At 71.6% G+C, this 21,317-nt stretch carries 21 protein-coding genes and 1 tRNA gene; 10 read left to right on the forward strand and 12 right to left on the reverse strand.

Annotated elements, in window-relative coordinates; translation table 11 throughout:
* Window positions 1-21 precede the first annotated feature (21 nt).
* Both ACWDZ4_RS05440 and ACWDZ4_RS05445 read right to left on the reverse strand, forming a co-directional pair.
* The gene (locus ACWDZ4_RS05440) at window positions 22-828 is read right to left on the reverse strand and encodes a DUF6227 family protein (RefSeq protein WP_451507130.1); all 807 of its coding nucleotides are present in this window, start codon (window positions 826-828) and stop codon (window positions 22-24) included.
* A 143-nt stretch (window positions 829-971) separates the two neighbouring features.
* Window positions 972-2,060 (reverse strand): P1 family peptidase, encoded by a 1,089-nt coding sequence (locus tag ACWDZ4_RS05445; RefSeq protein WP_451507131.1) that lies wholly within the window; start codon window positions 2,058-2,060, stop codon window positions 972-974.
* Between the two features lie 138 nt (window positions 2,061-2,198).
* On the opposite strand from ACWDZ4_RS05445, the gene ACWDZ4_RS05450 reads away from it, so the two are divergent.
* Window positions 2,199-2,423: a hypothetical protein gene (locus tag ACWDZ4_RS05450; protein ID WP_451507132.1), complete on the forward strand. Its 225-nt coding sequence runs from the start codon at window positions 2,199-2,201 to the stop codon at window positions 2,421-2,423.
* A gap of 10 nt (window positions 2,424-2,433) precedes the next feature.
* Here the strand turns inward: ACWDZ4_RS05450 and mscL are convergent, their stop codons facing one another.
* The 6 genes from mscL to ACWDZ4_RS05480 all read right to left on the reverse strand — a co-directional run bounded on the left by mscL (window position 2,434) and on the right by ACWDZ4_RS05480 (window position 8,190).
* Complete coding sequence (gene mscL / locus ACWDZ4_RS05455; RefSeq protein ID WP_451507133.1) at window positions 2,434-2,910, reverse strand: large conductance mechanosensitive channel protein MscL; 477 nt, start codon at window positions 2,908-2,910, stop codon at window positions 2,434-2,436.
* A gap of 123 nt (window positions 2,911-3,033) precedes the next feature.
* Window positions 3,034-3,561, reverse strand: coding sequence for a hypothetical protein (locus ACWDZ4_RS05460; RefSeq protein ID WP_451507134.1), 528 nt, complete (start codon window positions 3,559-3,561; stop codon window positions 3,034-3,036).
* Between the two features lie 256 nt (window positions 3,562-3,817).
* Window positions 3,818-4,651: an S-methyl-5'-thioadenosine phosphorylase gene (locus tag ACWDZ4_RS05465; protein ID WP_451507135.1), complete on the reverse strand. Its 834-nt coding sequence runs from the start codon at window positions 4,649-4,651 to the stop codon at window positions 3,818-3,820.
* Between the two features lie 89 nt (window positions 4,652-4,740).
* Window positions 4,741-5,097 (reverse strand): FmdB family zinc ribbon protein, encoded by a 357-nt coding sequence (locus ACWDZ4_RS05470; protein WP_451507136.1) that lies wholly within the window; start codon window positions 5,095-5,097, stop codon window positions 4,741-4,743.
* Window positions 5,098-5,163: 66 nt separating this feature from the next.
* A complete protein-coding gene (locus tag ACWDZ4_RS05475; protein WP_451507137.1) occupies window positions 5,164-6,429 on the reverse strand; it encodes an MFS transporter in 1,266 nt (421 codons plus the stop codon).
* Between the two features lie 255 nt (window positions 6,430-6,684).
* Window positions 6,685-8,190, reverse strand: coding sequence for a potassium/proton antiporter (locus ACWDZ4_RS05480; RefSeq protein ID WP_451507296.1), 1,506 nt, complete (start codon window positions 8,188-8,190; stop codon window positions 6,685-6,687).
* Window positions 8,191-8,392: 202 nt separating this feature from the next.
* On the opposite strand from ACWDZ4_RS05480, the gene ACWDZ4_RS05485 reads away from it, so the two are divergent.
* Window positions 8,393-11,239, forward strand: a complete 2,847-nt coding sequence (locus tag ACWDZ4_RS05485; RefSeq protein WP_451507138.1) for a penicillin acylase family protein — start codon at window positions 8,393-8,395, stop codon at window positions 11,237-11,239.
* Between the two features lie 34 nt (window positions 11,240-11,273).
* Here the strand turns inward: ACWDZ4_RS05485 and ACWDZ4_RS05490 are convergent, their stop codons facing one another.
* Complete coding sequence (locus ACWDZ4_RS05490; RefSeq protein WP_451507139.1) at window positions 11,274-11,870, reverse strand: 5-formyltetrahydrofolate cyclo-ligase; 597 nt, start codon at window positions 11,868-11,870, stop codon at window positions 11,274-11,276.
* A gap of 80 nt (window positions 11,871-11,950) precedes the next feature.
* Here ACWDZ4_RS05490 and galU point away from each other — a divergent pair, with 80 nt between their 5' ends.
* From galU to ACWDZ4_RS05525, 7 genes are all read left to right on the forward strand, one after another.
* Window positions 11,951-12,853, forward strand: coding sequence for a UTP--glucose-1-phosphate uridylyltransferase GalU (gene galU, locus ACWDZ4_RS05495; protein WP_451507140.1), 903 nt, complete (start codon window positions 11,951-11,953; stop codon window positions 12,851-12,853).
* A 4-nt stretch (window positions 12,854-12,857) separates the two neighbouring features.
* Complete coding sequence (glp, locus tag ACWDZ4_RS05500; protein ID WP_451507141.1) at window positions 12,858-14,159, forward strand: molybdotransferase-like divisome protein Glp; 1,302 nt, start codon at window positions 12,858-12,860, stop codon at window positions 14,157-14,159.
* A 62-nt stretch (window positions 14,160-14,221) separates the two neighbouring features.
* Window positions 14,222-14,701: a cyclic pyranopterin monophosphate synthase MoaC gene (gene moaC, locus ACWDZ4_RS05505; protein WP_093800458.1), complete on the forward strand. Its 480-nt coding sequence runs from the start codon at window positions 14,222-14,224 to the stop codon at window positions 14,699-14,701.
* Window positions 14,698-15,357, forward strand: a complete 660-nt coding sequence (locus tag ACWDZ4_RS05510; protein WP_451507142.1) for a MogA/MoaB family molybdenum cofactor biosynthesis protein — start codon at window positions 14,698-14,700, stop codon at window positions 15,355-15,357. Before moaC ends, ACWDZ4_RS05510 begins: the two co-directional genes overlap by 4 nt.
* Window positions 15,354-15,980 (forward strand): GNAT family N-acetyltransferase, encoded by a 627-nt coding sequence (locus ACWDZ4_RS05515; RefSeq protein ID WP_451507297.1) that lies wholly within the window; start codon window positions 15,354-15,356, stop codon window positions 15,978-15,980. The genes ACWDZ4_RS05510 and ACWDZ4_RS05515 overlap by 4 nt, the downstream gene beginning before the upstream one ends.
* Before the next feature lie 162 nt (window positions 15,981-16,142).
* On the forward strand, window positions 16,143-17,243 hold the full coding sequence (gene sepX / locus ACWDZ4_RS05520; RefSeq protein ID WP_451507143.1) for a divisome protein SepX/GlpR: 1,101 nt from the start codon (window positions 16,143-16,145) through the stop codon (window positions 17,241-17,243).
* Window positions 17,244-17,304: 61 nt separating this feature from the next.
* Window positions 17,305-17,378 (forward strand) — tRNA-Ala (locus ACWDZ4_RS05525).
* A 111-nt stretch (window positions 17,379-17,489) separates the two neighbouring features.
* On the opposite strand, the gene ACWDZ4_RS05530 is transcribed toward ACWDZ4_RS05525, so the two are convergent.
* Both ACWDZ4_RS05530 and ACWDZ4_RS05535 read right to left on the reverse strand, forming a co-directional pair.
* Window positions 17,490-18,959: an MFS transporter gene (locus ACWDZ4_RS05530; RefSeq protein WP_451507144.1), complete on the reverse strand. Its 1,470-nt coding sequence runs from the start codon at window positions 18,957-18,959 to the stop codon at window positions 17,490-17,492.
* Between the two features lie 116 nt (window positions 18,960-19,075).
* Window positions 19,076-19,558: a GNAT family N-acetyltransferase gene (locus ACWDZ4_RS05535; RefSeq protein WP_451507145.1), complete on the reverse strand. Its 483-nt coding sequence runs from the start codon at window positions 19,556-19,558 to the stop codon at window positions 19,076-19,078.
* A 65-nt stretch (window positions 19,559-19,623) separates the two neighbouring features.
* On the opposite strand from ACWDZ4_RS05535, the gene ACWDZ4_RS05540 reads away from it, so the two are divergent.
* A complete protein-coding gene (locus ACWDZ4_RS05540) occupies window positions 19,624-20,421 on the forward strand; it encodes an exodeoxyribonuclease III (protein WP_451507146.1) in 798 nt (265 codons plus the stop codon).
* A 53-nt stretch (window positions 20,422-20,474) separates the two neighbouring features.
* Here the strand turns inward: ACWDZ4_RS05540 and ACWDZ4_RS05545 are convergent, their stop codons facing one another.
* Window positions 20,475-21,173, reverse strand: a complete 699-nt coding sequence (locus ACWDZ4_RS05545) for a MerR family transcriptional regulator (protein WP_451507298.1) — start codon at window positions 21,171-21,173, stop codon at window positions 20,475-20,477.
* Window positions 21,174-21,317 lie beyond the last annotated feature (144 nt).

Here is a 21,317-nt window from a genome sequence, read left to right on the forward strand (position 1 = left end):
CCCGGCGCCGCGACGGTCCGGTCAGCGCACCCGCGCGCGGAGCTCCATGGCCTCGCGCGCGGCGCGCTCCGTTCCGTACACCTCGCACATGTGCCGGCCGTCCGGCGTAGCCGTGTGCTCGACCTCCCACAGACTCACCTCGCTGCCGTCGCACAGCAGGAACGCGTGCTCGTACAGCGTGAACCCGGCGTCCCGGCCCTCCACGCTGCACTGGCGGCCGAAGGCCTGGGTGATCTGGTGGGCGACGGCGCCGCTCAGGCGCAGCGCGGTGTCCCGCCCCGGGCGGTCGGCGTTCTCGGCGCGGCGGAGCACACGGCGCGCGTGGTCGGCGGAGTTGTCCGGGACGAAGATGCGACGGGCGGGCGGTCGCACGGCCATGAGCGTGGCAAGGATTTCGAGGTCGGCATCCAGGTCGGTATCCGGATCGCGGTCCGACCGGCGGCCCGCGTCCCGGCCAGAGTCCCGCTCCGTGGCGCCGTCCCCGTCGGGGAAACCGGAACCACTCCTACCGCCCGGGCGCGGCAGCCGGGACACGGCCAGCCGGACCCCGTCCGCCTCCGTGTACAGCTCGTGCTGCGTGGTGCCGTCGCGGCTCGCGTTGTGCGCCAGCTCCCACAGGGTGAGGGAGCTGCCGTCGGAGAGCAGGAACACGTGCTTGAACATTTCGCGGTGCAGCCCCGCGCTGTGGTGCGAGGAGTGCAGGGACGTGCTGTGGGCCAGCGCGGATTCGAGCCGCTCCACGGTCGCGTCGGGCAGGTCGAACGAGTTGAGTGCGCGCCCCAGGAGTCGCTCGAGGTGCTCCTCGGTTGTCTCGTACGGATCGCTCAAGGGTCTCTCCAGGCCGTCGCCGCTTGTCACTTGCCGAGTGCTCAACGTAGCCCCTGGGTCTGACAACGTCGCCGGGTTGGGGGAAAACGGAGCAGGAGCACGCACGGTTCCCGCACTTCCGGCCGACTCGCCGCGCCAGTCCGTCAGTAGAGATCCCGGTACGCCGGGTAAACGCCCCCGGGCCCCTCGACCCCCTCCGCCGCCAGCACGGCCTTCGCCACCGCCCGGGCCAGCGCGTCCGCCCCGGCCCCCAGCACCTCGTTGAGAGCGGTCACGTCCGCGCCCGCGTGCGCCGCGAACCCGGGCTCGGGGGAGCCGGTCAGCAGCGGTCTCGTCCCCGTCGACAGGGCGAAGACGATGTCGCCGTCGGTGAGCAGGTGTACGGGACGCAGAGCCCGCGCGAGACCGTCGTGCGCCGTACCGGCGAGCTTCTGCGCCTGCGCCCGGGACAGTTCCGCGTCGGTGGCGACGACCGCGAGGGTGGTGTTCAGCACCGGACGCGCGGAGGCCGCCGAGCGCCGCCGCGTCTCCTCCCGCGCTTCGGCCAGCCTGCGCTGTGCCGCCTCGTGGACCTCCGCCGCCGGGCGGTCGGCCCACCCCTGTACGCCATTGCCGTAGATGACGCCCGTCAGCGGATCGACGGCCGAACCCGCGGCGTTGACGACCGCGAGCGCCCCCACCGTGATGCCCGAGCCGAGCACGACGGCGGCCGTGCCGACGCCGCCCTTCATCGCGCCCGCGACCGCGCCCGTCCCCGCGCCCACCCCGCCCTGCGCCACGGGTGCCCCGATGTCCGTACGGGCGGCGTCCTCGACGGCGGCCCGTCCCGTCGCGGCGTCGGGCCTGGCCCGCCAGTCGCCGCCGCGCCCCAGGTCGAAGAGGCAGGCGGCCGGCACGACGGGCACCACCTGCGTCGGGTCGGGTCCGACCCGGAAACCCCGGCCCCGCTCCTCCAGCCAGGCCATCACCCCGGAAGCGGCGTCCAGTCCGTACGCGCTGCCGCCCGTCAGAACGACGGCGTCGATGCGCTCCACCAGGTTGCGCGGGTCGAGGGCGTCCGTCTCGCGCGTGCCCGGAGCCCCGCCCCGTACCTCCACGGCGGCCACCGCCCCGCCCTCCGGCGCCAGTACGACGGTGGTGCCGCTCAGCGCGCGGTCGCCCGGCACGCGTGCGTGGCCGACCCGCAGCCCGGCCACATCGGTCAGGGCGTCCGCTCTCGTCCGGTGTCCCATGGCATCCTGCGTATCACGGGACCGTCCTCGTGAGGACAGAGCCGCCGGGGCCGCCGGAAAAAAACCGGTGCCGCAGAGGCCGCGGATGACACCGAACCGGCCGTCCGCCGAACCGGCCGCCCGCCGTATCCTGGAACCATGAGCACCGCCCCCGCCCACGGACCGCGCGATCCGGAGCAGGCGTCCGAGCAGCAGGCCGGGCGAAAGCCACGGCCGAAGCCGGCGCTGGACTTCGGCGATCCACTGGACCAGCAGTCAGCGGACGATACGGACCGCGGGTGGGGTGAGCGGCCTCCGGGCAGCGGCGGCAGCACGGCAGACCTCGCCCGATTCCTGGACGAGAAGCCGCCGCACCACCTCTGAGCGACCCGGACTACGGCGTGGTGTCGTGGCCCGGGCCGCGCTGCGCGACCAGGGCGTCCCTGATCTCCTTCAGCAGTTCGACCTCGGTGGCCTCCATGACCTCCGCGGTGTCTTCCTGCGCCTTGTCCCGCGCCGCCCGCCGCGCCAGGTACTTGGCCATGGGCAGCACCATGAGGAAGTAGACGACCGCCGCGGTGATCAGGAAGCTGAGGACCGCGCTGAGAACCAGCCCCCAGTTGATCGGAATGCCCTGCATCACGCCGTTCTTGTCCGGCGCGCACGGCTGCTTCAGGCAGGAGCTGTACTTCTCCAGGTCCTGCGTGCCGAACGCACCGACCAACGGGTTGATCACCCCCTTGACGATCGAGTTCACGACGTTGGTGAACGCGGCGCCGATGACCACCGCGACAGCCAGGTCGATCACATTGCCGCGCATCAGGAAGGCCTTGAAGCCCGCCAGAACGCTCTGCTTCTTCTCCTCGCTCACTAATGAGCCTCTTTTCGCATGTGCCGGGGGCGGAGCAAACAGTTCCGAAACCTATGTCAGCAGGTGAAGGGCCTGTCCAATCGCCGTCCACGTACCGGTGACATGAGAGGTCGTCAGTTCTGGTCAGCACAGCGTCACCGCCAGCCGGGAGGTCGCGCCCGCGCCGGCCAGTGCGGCGGCCGTGGTGCGCGGTACGGACAGAACGACCAGCGCTCCCTCGTCCCCGCCCGCGGAGGTCCCGCGCACCTTCGGCACGTCGGCCACACGGACACCGGCAGCCACCACCCGGGCGTCCGGCGGCTCCCCGCCCACCGCCTGGGGACCGGCCGCCGCAGCGATCACATCGACACGGTCTCCGCGGCGCAGCAGCCGCACGGTCGCGGCGTCCGCGATCCGCACCGGTGCGGACACCATCTCCACCGGCCGGCGCTCACGCTGCCGCGCCCCGGCGGCCCCTGCCTCGCCCTGCGCCTCAGCCGGCGCCCCGGCCTGCGCCGCACCGCCCGTACGCCCCGCGTCACGCGCCCCCGAAGCGGCCAGCGCGGCGGCTGTCATCGCGAGCCCGGCCGCCATCGCCCGCCTCCTGCGCCGCACCGCGCGCCGCAGCCGGTGCCTGCCGCCGTCCACTCGCAGCGGAGAGAAGTCGGGCACACCGCACGGCTCCGGTCCGGGAACGGGCGCGGGAGGAGTGGGGGCGTAGGGATAGGGGGACACGGTGACCACCGCCTGCCATGAGGAGTCCGGCTGAACGCTCCTCACGATCCACGGTCCGCCCGGATCCTGCCGAGCCCTGTGGACGGCCCCCCGACTGTGGACAACCCGCTCACCCGCCGGCCGCTCACCCGCGCCGGCCAAGGCACTCCGGCCAAGACACCCCGGCCAAGACAGCCCGGCCAAGACACCCCGGCTAAGGCAGCGCGATCCCCGTGTCGAGCCCGTCCAGCGCGTGCGCGCACAGGCAGTCGCGCGTCTCGTCCGCCGGCAGTGCCGCCACCACGTCGAAGAGCACGTCGCGCAGCCGGCCCACATTTGCCCCGAACACCTTGAGCACTTCTTCGTGGGAGACGCCCTCACCCGTCTCGGCCCCGGCGTCCAGGTCCGTCACCAGCGTCAGCGAGGTGTAGCAGAGTCCCAGCTCCCTGGCGAGCACGGCCTCCGGGTGCCCGGTCATGCCGACCACCGACCAGCCCGCCGCCGCGTGCCACCGCGACTCCGCCCGCGTCGAGAACCGCGGCCCCTCTATGACGACCAGCGTCCCGCCGTCCACCGGCTCCCACTCGCGCCCGCGCGCCGCCGCGAGCGCCGCCGCGCGCCCCTCGGGGCAGTACGGGTCGGCGAACGTCACGTGAACGACCTTCGGCAGCTTCCCGTCCACCGGCGTCCGACCGTCGTAGAACGTCTGCGTGCGCGCCTTCGTACGGTCCACCAACTGGTCCGGTACGAGCAGGGTCCCCGGCCCGTACTCGGCCCGCAGCCCGCCCACTGCGCACGGCCCGAGCACCTGGCGCGCGCCGACGGACCGCAGCGCCCACAGGTTGGCGCGGTAGTTGATGAGGTGCGGCGGCAGGTGGTGGCCCCGCCCGTGGCGGGGCAGGAAGGCCACCCGCCGCCCCGCTATCTCACCGAGGAAGAGCGAGTCGCTCGGCTTCCCGTAGGGGGTGTCCACCTCGACCTCGGTGACGTCCTCCAGGAAGGAGTAGAAGCCCGAGCCGCCCATCACGCCGATCTCCGCGTTCGCCATGGCGGTCACAGTAGCCGGGCGGGAAAACGCCGAGGACCCCGCCGTCGGAAACGGCGGGGTCCTCGGCGCACCGAGCGGAAACAGGCGGCCTAGGCGGCCGAAGTGGTGCTGGAAGAGCTGGACGAGCTGGACGAACCGGCGGAACCCGACGAGCTGCCGGAGCCCGACGACGAGCTCGTCGACGACGCGGCCGGCTTCGAGTCGGAGCCCGAGGACGACGACGCTCCGGCCTTCGAGGACGACGTCGCCGGCGTGCTGCTCGACGAGGAGCCGCGGCTGTCGTTCCGGTAGAACCCGGAACCCTTGAAGACGATGCCGACGGCGGAGAACACCTTCTTCAGGCGTCCCTCACAGCTCGGGCACACGGTCAGTGCGTCATCGGTGAACTTCTGCACCGCCTCGAGGCCTTCGCCGCACTCGGTGCACTGGTACTGATAGGTCGGCACTTGCTCCTCCTGGCACTCTCACTCAATGAGTGCTAACGACGTTCCATACTGACGTATTCCGAGAGATCAGTCCACTGTCACCGGCACTCGGTGACTCACGCCACGTGCGGCGACCCGTCCCGGAGCCTTCGGCGCGAGCCGCGAGCGCAGTGCCACCAGGGTGGCGAGGGCGAGCGCGGTGCCCACCAGCGGCACCAGGAATCCGGCGCTCGCACCGTTCGCGTCCGCCAGCCGCCCGGCGACCGTGACACCCGCGGCCTGCCCCAGGGCCACCGCGCCGGTCAGCCAGGTGAACGCCTCGGTACGGACCGAGGCGGGCACCAGGGTCTCGACCATGGTGTAACCGGTGATCAGCGCGGGCGCGATGCACAGGCCGACCAGCAGTCCCAGGCCCGCGAGCAGCGGCACGGAGTGCACCGCCCACAGCCCGGACGCGGCCAGCGTCAGAGCGGCGTACCCGACCATCAGACGGCGCCGGGGGCCGACCTTCCAGGCGATGGCGCCGCACGCGACACCGGCGAGCATGTTGCCCGCGGCGAACGTTCCGTAGAGCAGTCCGTTCACACCGGGGTTGCCGATCTCCTCCGAGAACGCCGTCAGAGAGACCTGCATTCCCCCGAAGACCGAGCCGATGCCGAGGAAGGCCACCGCGAGCACCCGTACGCCGGGCACGGAGAGCGCGGAGACGCGCGGCCCCTCGGACAGCGACAGGCGCCCGGCCCGCGGCTGCGTACGCCGCTGCGCCGCGAAGAACAGACCGCCGACCAGCGTCAGGACGGCCTCGGCGACCAGGCCGGCCGCCGGGTGCACCCCGGTGCACAACGCGGTCGCGAGCACCGGTCCCACGACGAAGGTGAACTCGTCGGTGACGGACTCGAAGGCCGCCGCGGTGGACATCAGCGGCGAGCCCTCCAGCTTGGCCGCCCAGCGGGCCCGCACCATCGGGCCGATCTGCGGAACGGACGCACCCGTGGGAACGGCCGCGACGAAGAGCGCCCACAGGGGCGCTCCCGAGAGCGCGAGCACCGTCAGCGTGACGACGGAAGCGGTGTGCACGAGAACGCCGGGAAACAGCACGGCGCTCTGTCCGAAACGGTCGGCCAGTTTGCCGCTCTGCGGCGCGAACAGTGCCATGGAAACGCCGGTGACGGCGGCGACGGCGCCCGCGCTTCCGTACGACCCTGTGGTGTGCTGCACCAGCAGCACGATGCCGATCGTCAGCATCGCGAAGGGCTGCCGCGCCAGGAACCCGGGCAGCAGGTACGTCCATGCGCCGGGGGTGCGCAGCAGTTGCCCGTAACCGGGGCGGTCGGTCGTGACCGTGTGGGACACGGTCCTTGCCTTTCTGCCGCCTGGTGACGCTCCCCTGTGCACGCGCGGATGTGGTGCGTGCGGGAGCCGCCGAGAGCTGTCCTCTTGCGCAGGACCGGCGGTAGATACCAGGACACCCCTTCGAGGGGCCGGCCGCCGTACGGTCGCGCCAGCTCTGCGTCAGGCAGAGTTGGTCGATCAGTAGACCTTTATCTTACAGGTCGTCTCTGCTGCCGCACCTGTGAATGCGTACGGATTGCATCACACGGCCTGCGATCAGTGGGCGTTCGCGCCCCCGGTTCCCAGCCATCCGGCCAGCTTGCCGCCCTGCCCGACGGCGCGCAGCCGCCGCTCGGCGGCGTCCCGTACCGGATCGGTCGCCACCACGAGCAGCTCGTCGCCGCGCCGCAGCACGGTCGTCGGCAGCGGTACGAAGCTGGTCCCCCCGCGTACGACCAGGGTGACCGCGGCCCCGTGCGGCAGCCGCAGCTCGGCCACCTCCACGCCGTGCATCCTCGACTTCTCGGGGATCGCGACCGACAGCAGGTGTCCGCGCAGCCGCTCCAGCGGGGCGGACTCGATGCCCAGGTCGGCGGCCCCGGACGGGTCGTCGCCGAGCCGCAGCCATGTCGCCAGCCAGGGCAGCGTCGGCCCCTGGACGAGGGTGTAGACGACGACGAGGACGAAGACGATGTTGAAGATCCGGTGGCTGCCCTCGACGTCCGACACCAGGGGGATGGTCGCCAGGATGATGGGCACGGCGCCGCGCAGTCCGGCCCAGGACATGAGGGCCTGCTCCTGCCACGGGATGCGGAACGGCGCCAGGCTGATCAGCACCTCCAGGGGCCGCGCCACCGCCGTGAGCACCAGTCCCACCATCACGGCGGGCCAGAAGTCGGCCAGCAGCTCGTGCGGTGTCACCAGAAGCCCCAGCAGGACGAACATGCCGATCTGTGCGATCCAGCCGAGCCCGTCCGCGAACCCGCGCGTCGCCGGCCAGTGCGGCAGCCTGGAGTTGCCCAGCACCATCGCCGCCAGATAGACGGCGAGGAAGCCGCTGCCGTGCGCGATGGCTCCGGCGGCGTACGCCGATACGGCGATGGCCATCACCGCGATCGGATAGAGACCGGACGCGGGCAGCGCCACACGACGCAGTGCGAACGCCCCGAGCCAGCCCATCGCGAGCCCCAGGCCCGCGCCGATCGCCAGTTCCAGGACGATCTCGCCGAGCAGCACGTACCAGTGGTCCACCGGACCGACCGTCGAGAAGGCGACCACCAGGATCACGACCGGGGCGTCGTTGAAGCCGGACTCCGCTTCCAGCACACCGGTGATCCGGGAGGGCAGCGGCACCTTGCGCAGTACGGAGAAGACCGCGGCGGCGTCCGTCGACGAGACGACCGCGCCGATGATCAGCGACTGGCGCCAGTCCAGCCCGACGAGATAGTGCGCACCGGCCGCCGTGACGCCCACGCTCACCGCGACGCCGACGGTCGAAAGGACGACCGCGGCGGGCAGGGCGGGCTTGACCTCTTTCCACTTCGTGCCCAGGCCGCCCTCGGCGAGGATCACCACGAGCGCGGCATAACCGATCACCTGCGTCAGTTCGGCGTTGTCGAACTTGACGTCGAAGATGCCGTCCTGCCCTATGGCGATCCCGATCCCGAGGTACAGCAGCAGGCTGGGGAGCCCGCTCCGGGACGAGATGCGCACCGCCGCGACGGCGAAGAGCAGCACGAGCGAACAGATGAGCAGGAGTTCGTTGAGCTGGTGGACAGTCAGTGGCCGTTCCTTCCGTCGCACGCCTGCCGGATCGTTCCTTCGGCGACTGGTACTTCGTTACCTTACCTAATCTTTAACGTTTCCTTGACGCCTTCGATCATCCGTACGATCACGGTTGGAGATACCGAGTCCGGAGCGCGGGAGCGCTGCGCCTATGGTTGCTCCAGCACTCCAGGACCACCCTGCCCCTCGAAGGACAGCGATGCCCGCCAACACCACCGCCTCCTCCCGCAAGAAGAAGGGGCGTCGCGCCCGTCTGCTCGTGATCGTGCTGGTGTTGGCCCTTGTCGCGGGTGTCGGCTACGGCACCTACTGGAGCATCAGCACGGTGCGCGCCTCCTTTCCCCAGACCACGGGGTCGATCGAGATCGACGGTCTGACGGAGCCCGTCGACGTCAAGCGCGACAGCTACGGCATTCCGCAGATCTACGCGGACACCGACGAAGACCTCTTCCGAGCCCAGGGCTTCGTCCAGGCGCAGGACCGCTTCTACGAGATGGACGTCCGCCGTCACATGACGTCGGGCCGGCTGTCCGAGATGTTCGGCGCGGGCCAGGTCGAGACCGACGCGTTCCTGCGCACGCTCGGCTGGCGCGAGGTCGCGCAGAAGGAGTACGACACCAAGCTCACGCCGGAGACGAAGAGGAACCTCCAGGCGTACGCCGCCGGCGTCAACTCCTACCTCGAAGGCCGCGACGGCAAGGAGATCTCCGTCGAGTACGCCGCTCTGGGGCTCACCAACGACTACAAGCCCGAGAAGTGGACGCCCGTCGACTCGGTGGCCTGGCTCAAGGCCATGGCGTGGGACCTGCGCGGCAACATGCAGGAGGAGATCGACCGTTCGCTGATGACGAGCCGGCTGAGCGCGAAGCAGATCAAGGACCTGTACCCGCCGTATCCGTACGACCGGAACAAGCCGGTCGTCGAAGCGGGCGCGATCGACGAGATCACGAAGAAGTACGACCCGGAGGCGTCACCCGCCTCGGGCACGGGCACCGGTACGGGCACGGCGGGCACAGGAACCGGCACCGGTACGGGCACGGCGGGCACAGGAACCGGCACCGGTACGGGCACGGCGGGCACCGGAACCGGCACCGGTACGGGCACCGGCACCGGCACCGGCAGCACCCCCGGCACCGCCGCCCAGGGCTTCCAGGCCCAGCTCTCCGGCGTCTCCGACGCCCTCGACGAGATCCCGGCCCTGCTCGGCCCCAGCGGCAGCGGCATCGGCTCCAACTCCTGGGTCGTCTCCGGCACGTACACGACGACCAAGAAGCCGCTGCTCGCCAACGACCCGCACCTCGCGCCCCAGCTGCCCTCGCTCTGGTACCAGATGGGCCTGCACTGCCGGAAGGTCTCCGCGACCTGCCAGTACGACACCGCGGGCTACACCTTCTCCGGCATGCCCGGCGTGATAATCGGTCACAACCAGAACATCGCCTGGGGCTTCACCAACCTCGGCGCCGACGTCACCGACCTCTACCTGGAGAAGGTCTCCGACGACGGCTACCTCTACGACGGCCGCACGAAGCCCTTCACGACCCGCGAGGAGACCATCGAGGTCGCCGGCGGCAAGCCGAAGAAGATCACCGTCCGCTCCACCAACAACGGACCGCTGGTCTCCGACCGCAGCGACGAGCTCGGGAAGGTCGGCGAGAAGGCCCCGGTCACCAACGCCGCCCCCGACCGCGGCGAAGGCTACGGAATCTCCCTCAAGTGGACCGCGCTGATGCCCGGCAAGTCCATGGACGCCGTGTTCGAGCTGAACCGGGCCGCGGACTTCAAGAGCTTCCGCGCCGCCGCCGCCCACTTCGAGGTCCCGTCCCAGAACCTCGTCTACGCCGACACCCGGGGCAACATCGGCTACCAGGCCCCCGGCCGCATCCCGGTCCGGGGCGCCGGCCACGACGGCACCATGCCCGCCGCCGGCTGGGACCCGCGCAACAACTGGAAGAGCTTCGTCCCGCAGGCCGAGCTGCCGTACGAGTACAACCCGGAGCGCGGCTACATCGTCACCGCCAACCAGGCCGTGATCGACAAGGAGAAGTACCCGTACCTCCTCACCGAGGACTGGGGCTACGGCGCGCGCAGCCAGCGGATCAACGACCTCATCGAGTCGAAGATCGCCGACGGCGGCAAGATCTCGACCGAGGACATGCGCACCATGCAGACGGACAACAGCAGCGAGATCGCCAAGCTGCTCACGCCCTACCTGCTGAAGATCGACGTGTCGGACCCGGACGTCCGCGAGACGCAGAAGCTGCTCGAAGGCTGGGACTACACCCAGGAGCCGGACTCGGCGGGCGCCGCGTACTTCAACGCCGTGTGGCGCAACGTCCTCAAGCTCGCCTTCGGCAACAAGCTGCCCAAGGAGCTGCGGATCAGGGGGCAGTGCCTCAGCGTCCGTCCCGCCGACAGCACGGGCCCGGTCGACGACCTCGACGAGCGCGTGCGCGAGTGCGGGCGGCGCTCCGGTGACTCGGCGCAGCCGGACGGCGGCGACCGCTGGTACGAGGTCGTCCGCACGATCCTGGGGGACGAGAAGAACGAGTGGTGGCAGACGCCGAAGACCCGTCTGGACAAGGCGACCGACACCCGTGACGAGCTGCTCGCCCGCGCGCTGAAGGACGCCCGCTGGGAGCTGACGGCCAAGCTCGGCAAGGACATCGACTCCTGGAGCTGGGGCCGCCTGCACCAGCTCACGCTGAAGAACCAGACCCTGGGCACCAGCGGCCCCGGCGCCCTCCAGTGGCTGCTCAACCGAGGCCCCTGGAACCTGGGCGGCGGCGAGGCGTCGGTCAACGCCACCGGCTGGAACGCGGCGGGCGGCTACGAGGTCATGTGGGTGCCGTCCATGCGGATGGTCGTGAACCTCGGCAACCTCGACAGGTCCCGCTGGATCAACCTCACCGGCGCGTCGGGCCACGCGTACAGCGCGCACTACACCGACCAGACCGACAAGTGGGCCAAGGGCGAGCTGCTCGACTGGGCGTTCCACAAGGAGGCGGTCGAGAAGAGCACCACCGACACACTGGTGCTCAGGCCGTAAAGCCTCAGGCCGTAAAGCGTGAGGCCGTAAAGCGTCAGACCGTAAAGCGCCTGACGCCGGCCGGCGTCACCACGGCGCTCACGAGGTGGTCGTGCGGTTCCCTCGGGACCCGCGCGACCACCTCTTCGTCGTACAGGAGCACCACCAGGTGAGGCTGCGCGCCCGCAGCCTCCAGCCGGGCGAGCACCCGGTCGTACGATCCACCGCCACGCCCGAGCCGCACCCCGCGTCCGTCCACCGCGAGCCCGGGCAGCAGCACCGCGTCGGCCTCCGCCACGGCCTGTACGCCGAGCCGCGCGCCCTGCGGCTCCAGGAGCCCGAGCCGGGCGCGCGCGAGCCGCTCCGCGCCCTCGTACGGGGCCCAGTCCAGGTCGTTGTCCGCGAGGAGTACGGGAAGCAGCACCCGGACGCCCCGCGCGCGCAGCGCGTCCAGCAGCGCCCGGGTGCCGGGTTCCCTCCCGACCGACACGTACGCGGCGACCGTCCCGGCGTCGGCGAGCTCCGGCAGCTCCAGCGCCCCGCGGGCCAGAGCCGCACCGGCCTTCTCCACGTCATCCCTGGTCAACCGGGATCTCATGTCGAGTAGTTCTCGTCGCAACCCGGCCTTGCCAGACTCGTCACACATCACCATGGCTCCACAAACCGCCCTTATGAGAATTTACTGACCTGAAGCTCATCTTCCGCCCATAGTCAACGGATATCGTTCTGACCATGACTCAGTCGCACCCCGGGATCAGCAAGGCTGTCATCCCTGCCGCCGGCCTCGGCACGAGGTTCCTGCCGGCGACAAAGGCCACTCCGAAGGAGATGCTGCCTGTCGTCGACAAGCCCGCCATCCAGTACGTGGTCGAGGAGGCCGTGACCGCGGGTCTCTCCGACGTCCTCATGATCACCGGGCGCAACAAGCGCCCGCTGGAGGACCACTTCGACCGCAACTACGAGCTGGAGTCGGCCCTCGGCCGCAAGGGCGACGCCGAACGCCTGGCCAGAGTGCAGGAGTCGAGCGACCTCGCCACCATGCACTACGTCCGCCAGGGAGACCCCAGGGGCCTCGGCCACGCCGTCCTGTGCGCCGCGCCGCACGTCGGCGACCAGCCCTTCGCCGTACTCCTCGGTGACGACCTGATCGACCCGCGCGACCCCCTGCTGGCCCGGATGATCGAGATCCAGGAGCAGTACGGCGGCAGTGTCGTCGCCCTCATGGAGGTCGACCCCGCCCAGATCCACATGTACGGATCGGCGGCCGTCGAGCCGACCGTCGAAGGCGACGTCGTGCGGGTCACCGGACTGGTCGAGAAGCCCGACCGGGCCGACGCGCCCAGCAACTACGCGGTCATCGGCCGCTATGTGCTGGACCCGGCCGTTTTCGACATACTGCGCAGGACCGAGCCCGGCCGCGGCGGCGAGATCCAGCTCACCGACGCGCTCCAGCACCTGGCCGAGGACGAGAAGGCCGGCGGCCCGGTGCACGGCGTCGTCTTCAAGGGCCGCCGCTATGACACCGGTGACCGGGGTGACTATCTGCGTGCCATTGTCAGACTCGCATGCGAACGTGAGGACCTGGGCCCGGAGTTCCGGACCTGGCTTCGCCGTTACGTGACCGAGGAGATGTAACACCTTGAGCAGCACGATCTGGTCTGTCGACGAACACCTAGAGGACATCCTCGCCACGGTCAAGCCGCTCGAACCCATCGAGCTGCAGCTCCCGGACGCGCAGGGCTGTGTCCTCGTCGAGGACGTCATGGTCCGGATCGCGCTGCCGCCCTTCGACAACAGCTCGATGGACGGGTACGCGGTCCGCACGAGCGACGTGGCGGGCGCCAGCGAGGAGTTCCCCGCCGTCCTCACCGTCATCGGCGACGTGGCGGCGGGCAGCGGCGGGACGCTCATGGTCGGCCCGGGCGAGGCCGCCCGCATCATGACCGGCGCCCCGCTGCCGCCCGGCGCCGAGGCCGTCGTCCCGGTCGAGTGGACCGACGGTGGCACGGGCGGCGGCCCGGCCGCCACCATGCGCGCCGCGAGCGGTGCCCCCGAGGGCGCGTCCGGCGAGGTCCGCGTCCACCGCCCCGTCGAGGCGCGGGCGCACGTCCGCGCGCGCGGCAGCGACGTCCAGGCCGGCGACCTCGCCCTGGAGGCCGGTACGGTCCTGGGCCCGCCCCAGATCGGCCTGCTCGCCGCCATCGGCCGCGCCACCGTCAAGGTCCGGCCCCGCCCCCGCGTCGTCGTCCTGTCGACCGGCAGCGAACTGGTCCAGCCCGGCCTGGAGCTGGCCACGGGGCAGATCTACGACTCCAACAGCTTCGCGCTGACCGCCGCCGCCCGCGACGCCGGAGCCATCGCCTACCGCGTCGGCGCCGTCACCGACGACGCCGAGACGCTCCGCGCCACCATCGAGGACCAGCTGATCCGCGCCGACATGATCGTCACGACCGGCGGCGTCAGCGTCGGCGCGTACGACGTCGTCAAGGAGGCGCTGTCCTCCGTGGGCGACGAGGACGAGCCCGGCAGCGGCATCGACTTCCGCAAGCTCGCCATGCAGCCGGGCAAGCCCCAGGGCTTCGGCTCCATCGGCCCCGAGCACACGCCGCTGCTCGCCCTCCCCGGCAACCCGGTCTCCTCGTACGTCTCCTTCGAGCTCTTCGTACGTCCGGCGATCCGCGCCCTGATGGGCCTCAAGGACGTGCACCGCCCGAAGATCCGCGCCGCCCTGAGCGCCGGCAAGCCGCTCTCCTCGCCCGCCGGAAAGCGCCAGTTCCTGCGCGGTACGTACGACGAGGAGTCGGGCACCGTCACCCCCGTCGGCGGCGCCGGATCGCATCTGATCGCCGCCCTCGCCCGTGCGAACGCCCTGATCACGGTCCCGGAGGACGCCACGGAGGTCGAGCCCGCCACCGAGGTCGACGTGGTCCTGCTCGGCTGACCGGGGGCCGGTGGGAGTACCGTGTCTGCCCTCACAGGCCCTGACCGGGAGCACCACACGTAATGAGTACGCACGAACGGCTCACGCACATCGACGAGGCGGGAGCGGCCCGCATGGTCGACGTCTCGGCCAAGGACGTCACCGCGCGCACCGCGCGCGCCACCGGGCGCGTCCTCGTCGCGCCGCGCGTCGTCGAACTGCTGCGCGGCGAGGGTGTCCCCAAGGGCGACGCCCTCGCCACCGCCCGTATCGCCGGAATCATGGGCGCCAAGCGCACGCCCGACCTGATCCCGCTCTGCCACCCGCTCGCGCTCTCCGGCGTGAAGCTCGACCTCACGGTCGCCGACGACGCCGTCGAGATCGCCGCCACGGTGCGTACGACGGACCGTACGGGCGTCGAGATGGAGGCGCTGACCGCCGTCACGGTCGCCGCGCTCACCGTGATCGACATGGTGAAGGCGGTCGACAAGGGCGCGGTCATCACCGACGTACGGGTCGAGGAGAAGACGGGCGGAAAGTCCGGCGACTGGAGCCGCTCATGAGCCCCGCCCCCCGCGCCGGAGAGGTGTACGGACACGGGCACGGTCATGACCACGGCCACGGCCCGGTGGCCGGACCCGCCCCGGTCCCCGCCCCGCCCCCCGTCCCGGCCCTCGCGCCGGACGGCGCCGTCGTGCCGCAGCCGCCGCGCCGCGCCCTCGTCGTGACGGCCTCCAACCGCGCCTCCGCCGGCGTCTACGCCGACCGGGGCGGCCCGATCCTCGCCGAGGGCCTGCGCGCCCTGGGCTTCGAGGTCGAGGGACCGCTGGTGGTCCCCGACGGCGATCCGGTGGAGCGGGCCCTGCGCGACGGGGTCACCGCCGCGTACGACGTCATCCTCACCACGGGCGGCACCGGCATCTCACCGACCGACCGCACCCCCGACGCCACCCGCCGCGTCCTCGACTACGACATCCCCGGCATCCCCGAGGCGATCCGCGCCGAGGGCCTGGCGAAGGTCCCGACCGCCGCGCTCTCCCGGGGCCTGGCGGGCGTCGCCGGCCGGACCCTGATCGTGAACCTGCCGGGTTCCACCGGCGGCGTACGGGACGGACTCGCGGTCCTGGAGCGCCTTCTGCCCCACGCCGTGGACCAGATCCGGGGTGGCGACCACCCCGGATCCGGTTCGGGCTCCCCTCGACCGGGGAGCCCGAGCTGAACGTTTCGTCCTGGCCCGTCGAGCTGGCGGACGGAGAGGTCGCCCTCCGCCCGATAAGACTTCGCGACCAGCGGGCCTGGCGCGAGGTGAACCGGCGCAACCGCGAGTGGCTGCGCCCCTGGGAGGCGACGATCCCGCCGCCCGCGCCCGAGGGCCCGGTGGCCCAGCGGCCGACGTACCGTCAGATGGTCCGCCACCTGCGCTCCGAGGCCAACGCGGGCCGGATGCTGCCCTTCGTCATCGAGTACCGGGGGCAGCTGGTCGGCCAGTTGACGGTCGCCGGGATCACCTGGGGATCGATGTGCTCGGGGCACGTCGGTTACTGGGTGGACCGCGAGGTGGCGGGCCGCGGCGTGATGCCGACGGCCGTCGCCCTCGCCGTGGACCACTGCTTCCGTACGGTCGGTCTGCACCGCATCGAGGTCTGTATTCGTCCCGAGAACGGGCCCAGTCGCAGGGTCGTGGAGAAACTCGGATTCCGCGAGGAGGGGCTGCGGCCCCGATATCTCCACATCGACGGCGGGTGGCGTGACCATCTGGTCTACGCGCTCACGGCGGAAGAAGTCCCCGAGGGGCTGCTCGACCGCTGGCACCAGGCACGATCCGGCCCATCCCGTAAATGAAATAAGTGTTCGAATTCGATCGGCTGTTGACTGCAAAAGCACCCACAAAGCGGGCTGCTGATCTGATCAGTCATAAAAAAAGTTCGAGTTATCAGCCAGATCGTGCGACACACCGGCTCAATTGGCGGATGGGCTTGCGCGAACCCCTCTACGGTGTGGGGTGTGAGCAGCAGCGGCCTCATCTACGCAGTCATCGTCGGGGCCTGGGCCGCCTACTTGGTGCCGATGTGGCTCCGCAGGCAGGACGAGCTCAACGAGGCCCGTCCGACCGAACGCTTCAGTACGGCCATCCGGCTGCTGTCCGGACGAGCGGCCATGGAGCGCCGGTACGCCAGGGAGCTGGAGGAACGCGCCGCAGGTGAGGCGGGACCCGACGTGGACCCGGACGCCGTCACGGACCGATTGAGTTCCGTCGACGTCCGGGCCTTCGCCGTGCCCCCGACGCAGACGGCACACCCTGCCGCGCGGGAGGACGCACCCGGGAACGCGCGCGAGGAAGCGCGGGAACACGCTCGGGAGGAACGGCGCGCGCGCACCGCGAGTGCCGCCGCCGAACGGGCCCGGCGCTCGAAGGTCCTCGCGCGCCGCCGGCGCACCACCGTGGTCCTCTTCCTCGCCTTCACCCTGGGCGCGATCGTCGCGGCGGTCGGCGGGCTCCAGTTCCTCTGGGCGCCGGCCGTCCCCGCCGTACTGCTGAGCACGTACATCGTGCATCTGCGGTCCACCGAGCGGCGTCGCTTCGCCTTCACCATGGACCGCCGCAGGGCGGAGGCGGCGGCGCAGCGCCTGCGCGAGCGCCGCCCGCACCCGGCTCGCCGGCCGGCCTCCGCGGAGCCGGACGAAGAGCCGGTCGTACGCCCGGAGCCCGAGCCGGCGCCCGCCGTGTCCCCGCAGGAGGCGGGGAGGCGCGCGCTGGTGGAGCAGACGGACCACGCGGAGTGGGTGGAGGACCAGCAGCGCGAGCGGGAGCGCGGCTCGGCCCGCGGCGAGAGCTGGGACCCGGTCCCGGTCCCGCTGCCGACGTACGTCACCGCTCCCGTCGCCCCGCGCGCCACGGGCGGCGTCGACTTCGGAGACCCGGGCACCTGGAGCTCGGCCCGCTCCAGCACCGCGGAGCCGACGCCCGTGCCCGAGCCCCCGGCCACCGCCGATCCGGCCCCGCGCCGGCGCGCGAACCCGGCGCGCCGTGACCGGGGTCACGGCCGCACACCGCTCTTCGACCAGTACGAGGACGGAGACCGGCCGCGCGCGGTCAACGAGTGACCTGGGGAGGAGCAGATTTCCGAGCACCCCGATCGAGGTGCTAAAGTTTCACTCGTTGCAAGGGCCTGTGGCGCAGTCTGGTAGCGCACCTCGTTCGCATCGAGGGGGTCTGGGGTTCAAATCCCCACAGGTCCACCGCAATGGAGAGCCCCCACCGGGAAGCCGGTGGGGGCTCTCCGCATGTTCCGGGGCGGGGGTGAGGGCAAGGCCCGACGGTCCCGGTCCCGGGACCTCGGCCCCGGCCGCTCAGCGGGGCGCCGAGGCCCGGGACTCCGGTGCGCCGGTGTCCGTGCGCGGGGTCTGCGCGGCGCGCAGTTCCAGCCGCGCGGTGTTCCGCTGCGACGGAAGGAACGCCGCCAGGAGCAGGCCGACGAGGACCGCGCCGGCGGCGATCGCGAACGAGATGCGAAAGCCCTCCATGCTGGGCACCGCGACCCCGCCGGTCCGGACCGAGGTGTGCGCCAGGACCATGCCGATCACGGCGCTCGACACCGATGTGCCGATGGAACGCATCAGGGTGTTCAGGCCGTTGGCCGCACCGGTCTGCGACGGGTCGACGGCGCCGACGATCAGGGCGGGCAGCGACGAGTAGGCGAGTCCTATGCCGGCGCCCAGCACCACCGAGACGACGACGGTCTGCCAGGCGGCGCTCATCAGGCCGAGCCCCGCGCCGTAACCGACCGCGATGATCAGCAGGCCGAGCATCAGCGAGGCCTTGGGGCCGTGCCGGGCGGAGAGACGGGCGTACACCGGGGCGACGAGCATCATCGCCAGGCCGAGCGGCGCCACGCACAGCCCCGCCACCACCATCGACCGGCCGAGCCCGTAACCGGTGGACGTGGGCAGCTGGAGCAGCTGGGGGAGGACGAGGGAGACGGCGTAGAAGGCGACGCCGACCATGATGGAGGCGAGGTTGGTGAGCAGCACCTCGCGGCGCGCGCTGGTGCGCAGGTCCACCAGCGGGGCCTCGATCCGCAGCTCCATGACGCCCCACAGTCCGAGGACGACGGCCGCCGCGGCGAACAGACCGAGCGTGGTGGGCGAAGTCCAGCCCCAGTCGCCGCCCTTGGTGACCGGGATGAGGAGGCCGACCAGGCCCGCGGTCAGGCCGATCGCGCCGAGTACGTCGAACCGGCCGGCGGCCCGCACCGAAGTCTCCGGTACGACGAGAACGGTCAGCAGCATCGACAGCGCGCCGAGCCCGGCCGCGCCGAGGAACAGCGCGTGCCAGTCGGCGTGCTGGGCGACGAGGCCCGCGGCCGGCAGGGCGAGCCCGCCGCCCACCCCGACCGACGAACTCATCAGCGCCATCGCCGCACCGAGCCGCTCGCGCGGCAACGCGTCGCGCATGATGCCGATGCCGAGCGGTATCGCGCCCATGGCGAAGCCCTGGAGCGCCCGGCCGGTCACCATCGTCACGAGGTCGTCGGTGAACGCGCAGACCAGCGAACCGACCACCATGACGGCGAGGCTGGCGAGCAGCATCCGCCGCTTGCCGAAGAGATCGCCGAGCCGGCCCATGACGGGGGTGGCGACAGCGCCCGCCAGGAGAGTCGCGGTCATGACCCAAGTGGCGTCGGCCGGCGATGTGTCGAGCAGTACCGGCAGGTCCTTGATGACCGGGACGAGCAGGGTCTGCATCACGGCGACGGTGATTCCCGCGAAGGCCAGCACGGGGACGACGAGGGCGGGGCGGTCGGTCGTCGTCTGCGTCATGCGTGCGGCCTCCGGGCGGGATGTGAGGGGGCGGCTGCCGGGTACGTGCCCGTGGGACGTTCTCGGGCGCGGTGGCATTCCACCGTGTCCGCCCGGGCGTCACGGCGTCAACACGGTCACGGCGTCAGGAGCTTGGCGAAGCAGCGGCTGTCCGGGTAGTCGCGGAAGTGGCCGAACTTCTCGGTCGGGGCGTAACCGCTGGACGTGTAGAGCGCGATGGCCTCCGGCTGCGCCGTGCCGGTCTCCAGGACCATCCGCGTGCGGCCGGCCGCACGGGCATCGTCCTCCAGGGCGGCGAGGATGCGGCGGGCCAGACCGAGGCCGCGGCAGTCGGGGATCACGTACATGCGCTTGAGTTCGGCGTCGCCGTCCGCGTAGCCCTCGCCGTTCTCGTCCTGGGCGCGCCAGCCGCCGCTGGCGACGGGGCGGTCCCGGTCGTCGTACACGAGGAGGTAGAGGCCGCGCGGCGGCTCGAACATGGTGGGGTCGAGGGGGGTGGTGTCGCCCTCGCCGTCGTAGCGCTCGATGTACTCCTGCTGCACCTCGGCTTCGAGCTTGACGGCGTCGGGGTGGTCGTACGGGCGTGTCTGTATATTCATGCGGGGTATCGTACTTCTATGCGGCTTCGGTGTCGGGGGATTCGCCATCTCTGTATTGTGCCGGGGTGCTCACTGTGACCTCCGTGAATGTAAACGGCCTGCGCGCCGCCGCCAAGAAGGGCTTCGTGCCGTGGCTGGCCGGGACCTCCGCCGATGTGATCTGCCTCCAGGAGGTGCGGGCCGAACCGCAGCAGCTCCCGGACGAGGTGCGCGAGCCCGAGGGGTGGCACGCCGTGCACGCCCCGGCCGCCGCGAAGGGGCGGGCGGGCGTCTCGCTCTACACGCGGCGGGAGCCGGAGCGGGTGCGGGTCGGCTTCGGCAGCACCGAGTTCGACGGGAGCGGGCGGTACGTCGAGGCGGACCTGCCCGGTGTCACGGTGGCCAGTCTGTATCTGCCCTCCGGTGAGGTCGGCACGGAGCGGCAGGACGAGAAGGCGCGGTTCATGGACGAGTTCCTGCCGTACCTGAAGGGACTGAAGGAGCGCGCGGCGGCGGACGGGCGCGAGGTGCTGGTGTGCGGCGACTGGAACATCGCCCACCAGGAGGCCGACCTCAAGAACTGGAAGGCGAACCGGAAGTCCTCCGGGTTCCTGCCGGAGGAGCGGGCCTGGCTGTCGCGGGTGTTCGACGAGGCTGCGTACGTCGACGTGGTGCGCGCGCTGCACCCCGACCAGGAGGGCCCGTACACGTGGTGGTCCTACCGCGGGAAGGCTTTCGACAACGACTCGGGATGGCGCATCGACTACGCGGTGGCGACGCCGGGGCTGGCCGGGCGGGCGGTCAAGGCGTACGTCGAGCGGGCGCCGAGCTACGACCTGCGCTGGTCGGACCACGCGCCGGTGACGGCGGTCTTCGAGCGGTGAGCCGCGGACCGGCCGGACCGGCCGGGTCGGCCGCACTGCTCGGACCGGCCGGTTCAGAGGTCTTTCTCGGCCCTGATCAGGCGGTCCAGGGCCATCGAGAGTTCCGCCTCGACCACGCTCTTGGCGAGCGGGCGCAGGCGTTCCAGGGACGCGGGGAGACCGCTCCCCGGCGCGTCGCCGCCCGGTGCGCCGTCCCCCGGCGCGTCGTCGCTCAGGTGGGAGCGGACCATGGCCGTGAAGATCTCCGCCATCGCCGTCGCGTGCTCCCGCACCTCCTTGCCCGCCCGGAGCACGGCGGCCAGCGGTACGCCTTCGCGCACCAGGGCCGCCGACACGTCCAGCAGGCGGCGGCTGATGTGCACGATCTCCTCGCCGTCGACGGCGAGATAGCCGAGGTCGAGCGCCGCGGCCAGGTTCTCCGGGGTGACCTCGCCCGCGAAGTGGTCGGCGAGGTCCTCGGGGGAGAGCCGGACCGGGGTCTCCTCGGTCCAGGTGGTGGGGGCGGCGTCCTCGCCGCGGCCGAAGAGTTCGCCGACGTCGCGGCCGCTCTCGAAGGCGGTGGTGAGGTCCGCGATGCCGTTCAGGGTGTGGCCGCGCGCCAGCAGGGCGGCGATGGTGCGCAGCCGGGCCAGGTGGCGGTCGTCGTACCAGGCGATACGGCCCTCGCGGCGCGGCGGCGGCAGCAGCTTGCGCTCGCGGTAGAAGCGCAGGGTGCGCACGGTGATGCCGGCCTCCCCGGCCAGCTCCTCCATGCGGTACTCGCGGGCTCCTGCGGCTCTGTCCACGCGCGAAGCCTATGTCGTACCCCCGGTAACTTTCCCGCGTCCGACCCCTACCCATGAGTACGCGGCTGCTCTACTCTCCGAATCGTGCCAGTGATTGCTGGCAGAGTCGTG

It is taken from the genome of Streptomyces sp. NPDC003016 (genome assembly GCF_053591455.1).

Coding starts and splice junctions, on each gene's coding strand:
- ACWDZ4_RS05445 (WP_451507131.1), bottom strand. CDS start 2,060: ATGGGACACCGGACGAGAGCGGACGCCCTGACCGATGTGGCCGGGCTG.
- ACWDZ4_RS05450 (WP_451507132.1), top strand. CDS start 2,199: ATGAGCACCGCCCCCGCCCACGGACCGCGCGATCCGGAGCAGGCGTCC.
- ACWDZ4_RS05465 (WP_451507135.1), bottom strand. CDS start 4,651: ATGGCGAACGCGGAGATCGGCGTGATGGGCGGCTCGGGCTTCTACTCC.
- ACWDZ4_RS05485 (WP_451507138.1), top strand. CDS start 8,393: ATGCCCGCCAACACCACCGCCTCCTCCCGCAAGAAGAAGGGGCGTCGC.
- ACWDZ4_RS05490 (WP_451507139.1), bottom strand. CDS start 11,870: ATGGTGATGTGTGACGAGTCTGGCAAGGCCGGGTTGCGACGAGAACTA.
- galU (WP_451507140.1), top strand. CDS start 11,951: ATGACTCAGTCGCACCCCGGGATCAGCAAGGCTGTCATCCCTGCCGCC.
- moaC (WP_093800458.1), top strand. CDS start 14,222: ATGAGTACGCACGAACGGCTCACGCACATCGACGAGGCGGGAGCGGCC.
- ACWDZ4_RS05510 (WP_451507142.1), top strand. CDS start 14,698: ATGAGCCCCGCCCCCCGCGCCGGAGAGGTGTACGGACACGGGCACGGT.
- ACWDZ4_RS05530 (WP_451507144.1), bottom strand. CDS start 18,959: ATGACGCAGACGACGACCGACCGCCCCGCCCTCGTCGTCCCCGTGCTG.
- ACWDZ4_RS05535 (WP_451507145.1), bottom strand. CDS start 19,558: ATGAATATACAGACACGCCCGTACGACCACCCCGACGCCGTCAAGCTC.
- ACWDZ4_RS05545 (WP_451507298.1), bottom strand. CDS start 21,173: ATGGAGGAGCTGGCCGGGGAGGCCGGCATCACCGTGCGCACCCTGCGC.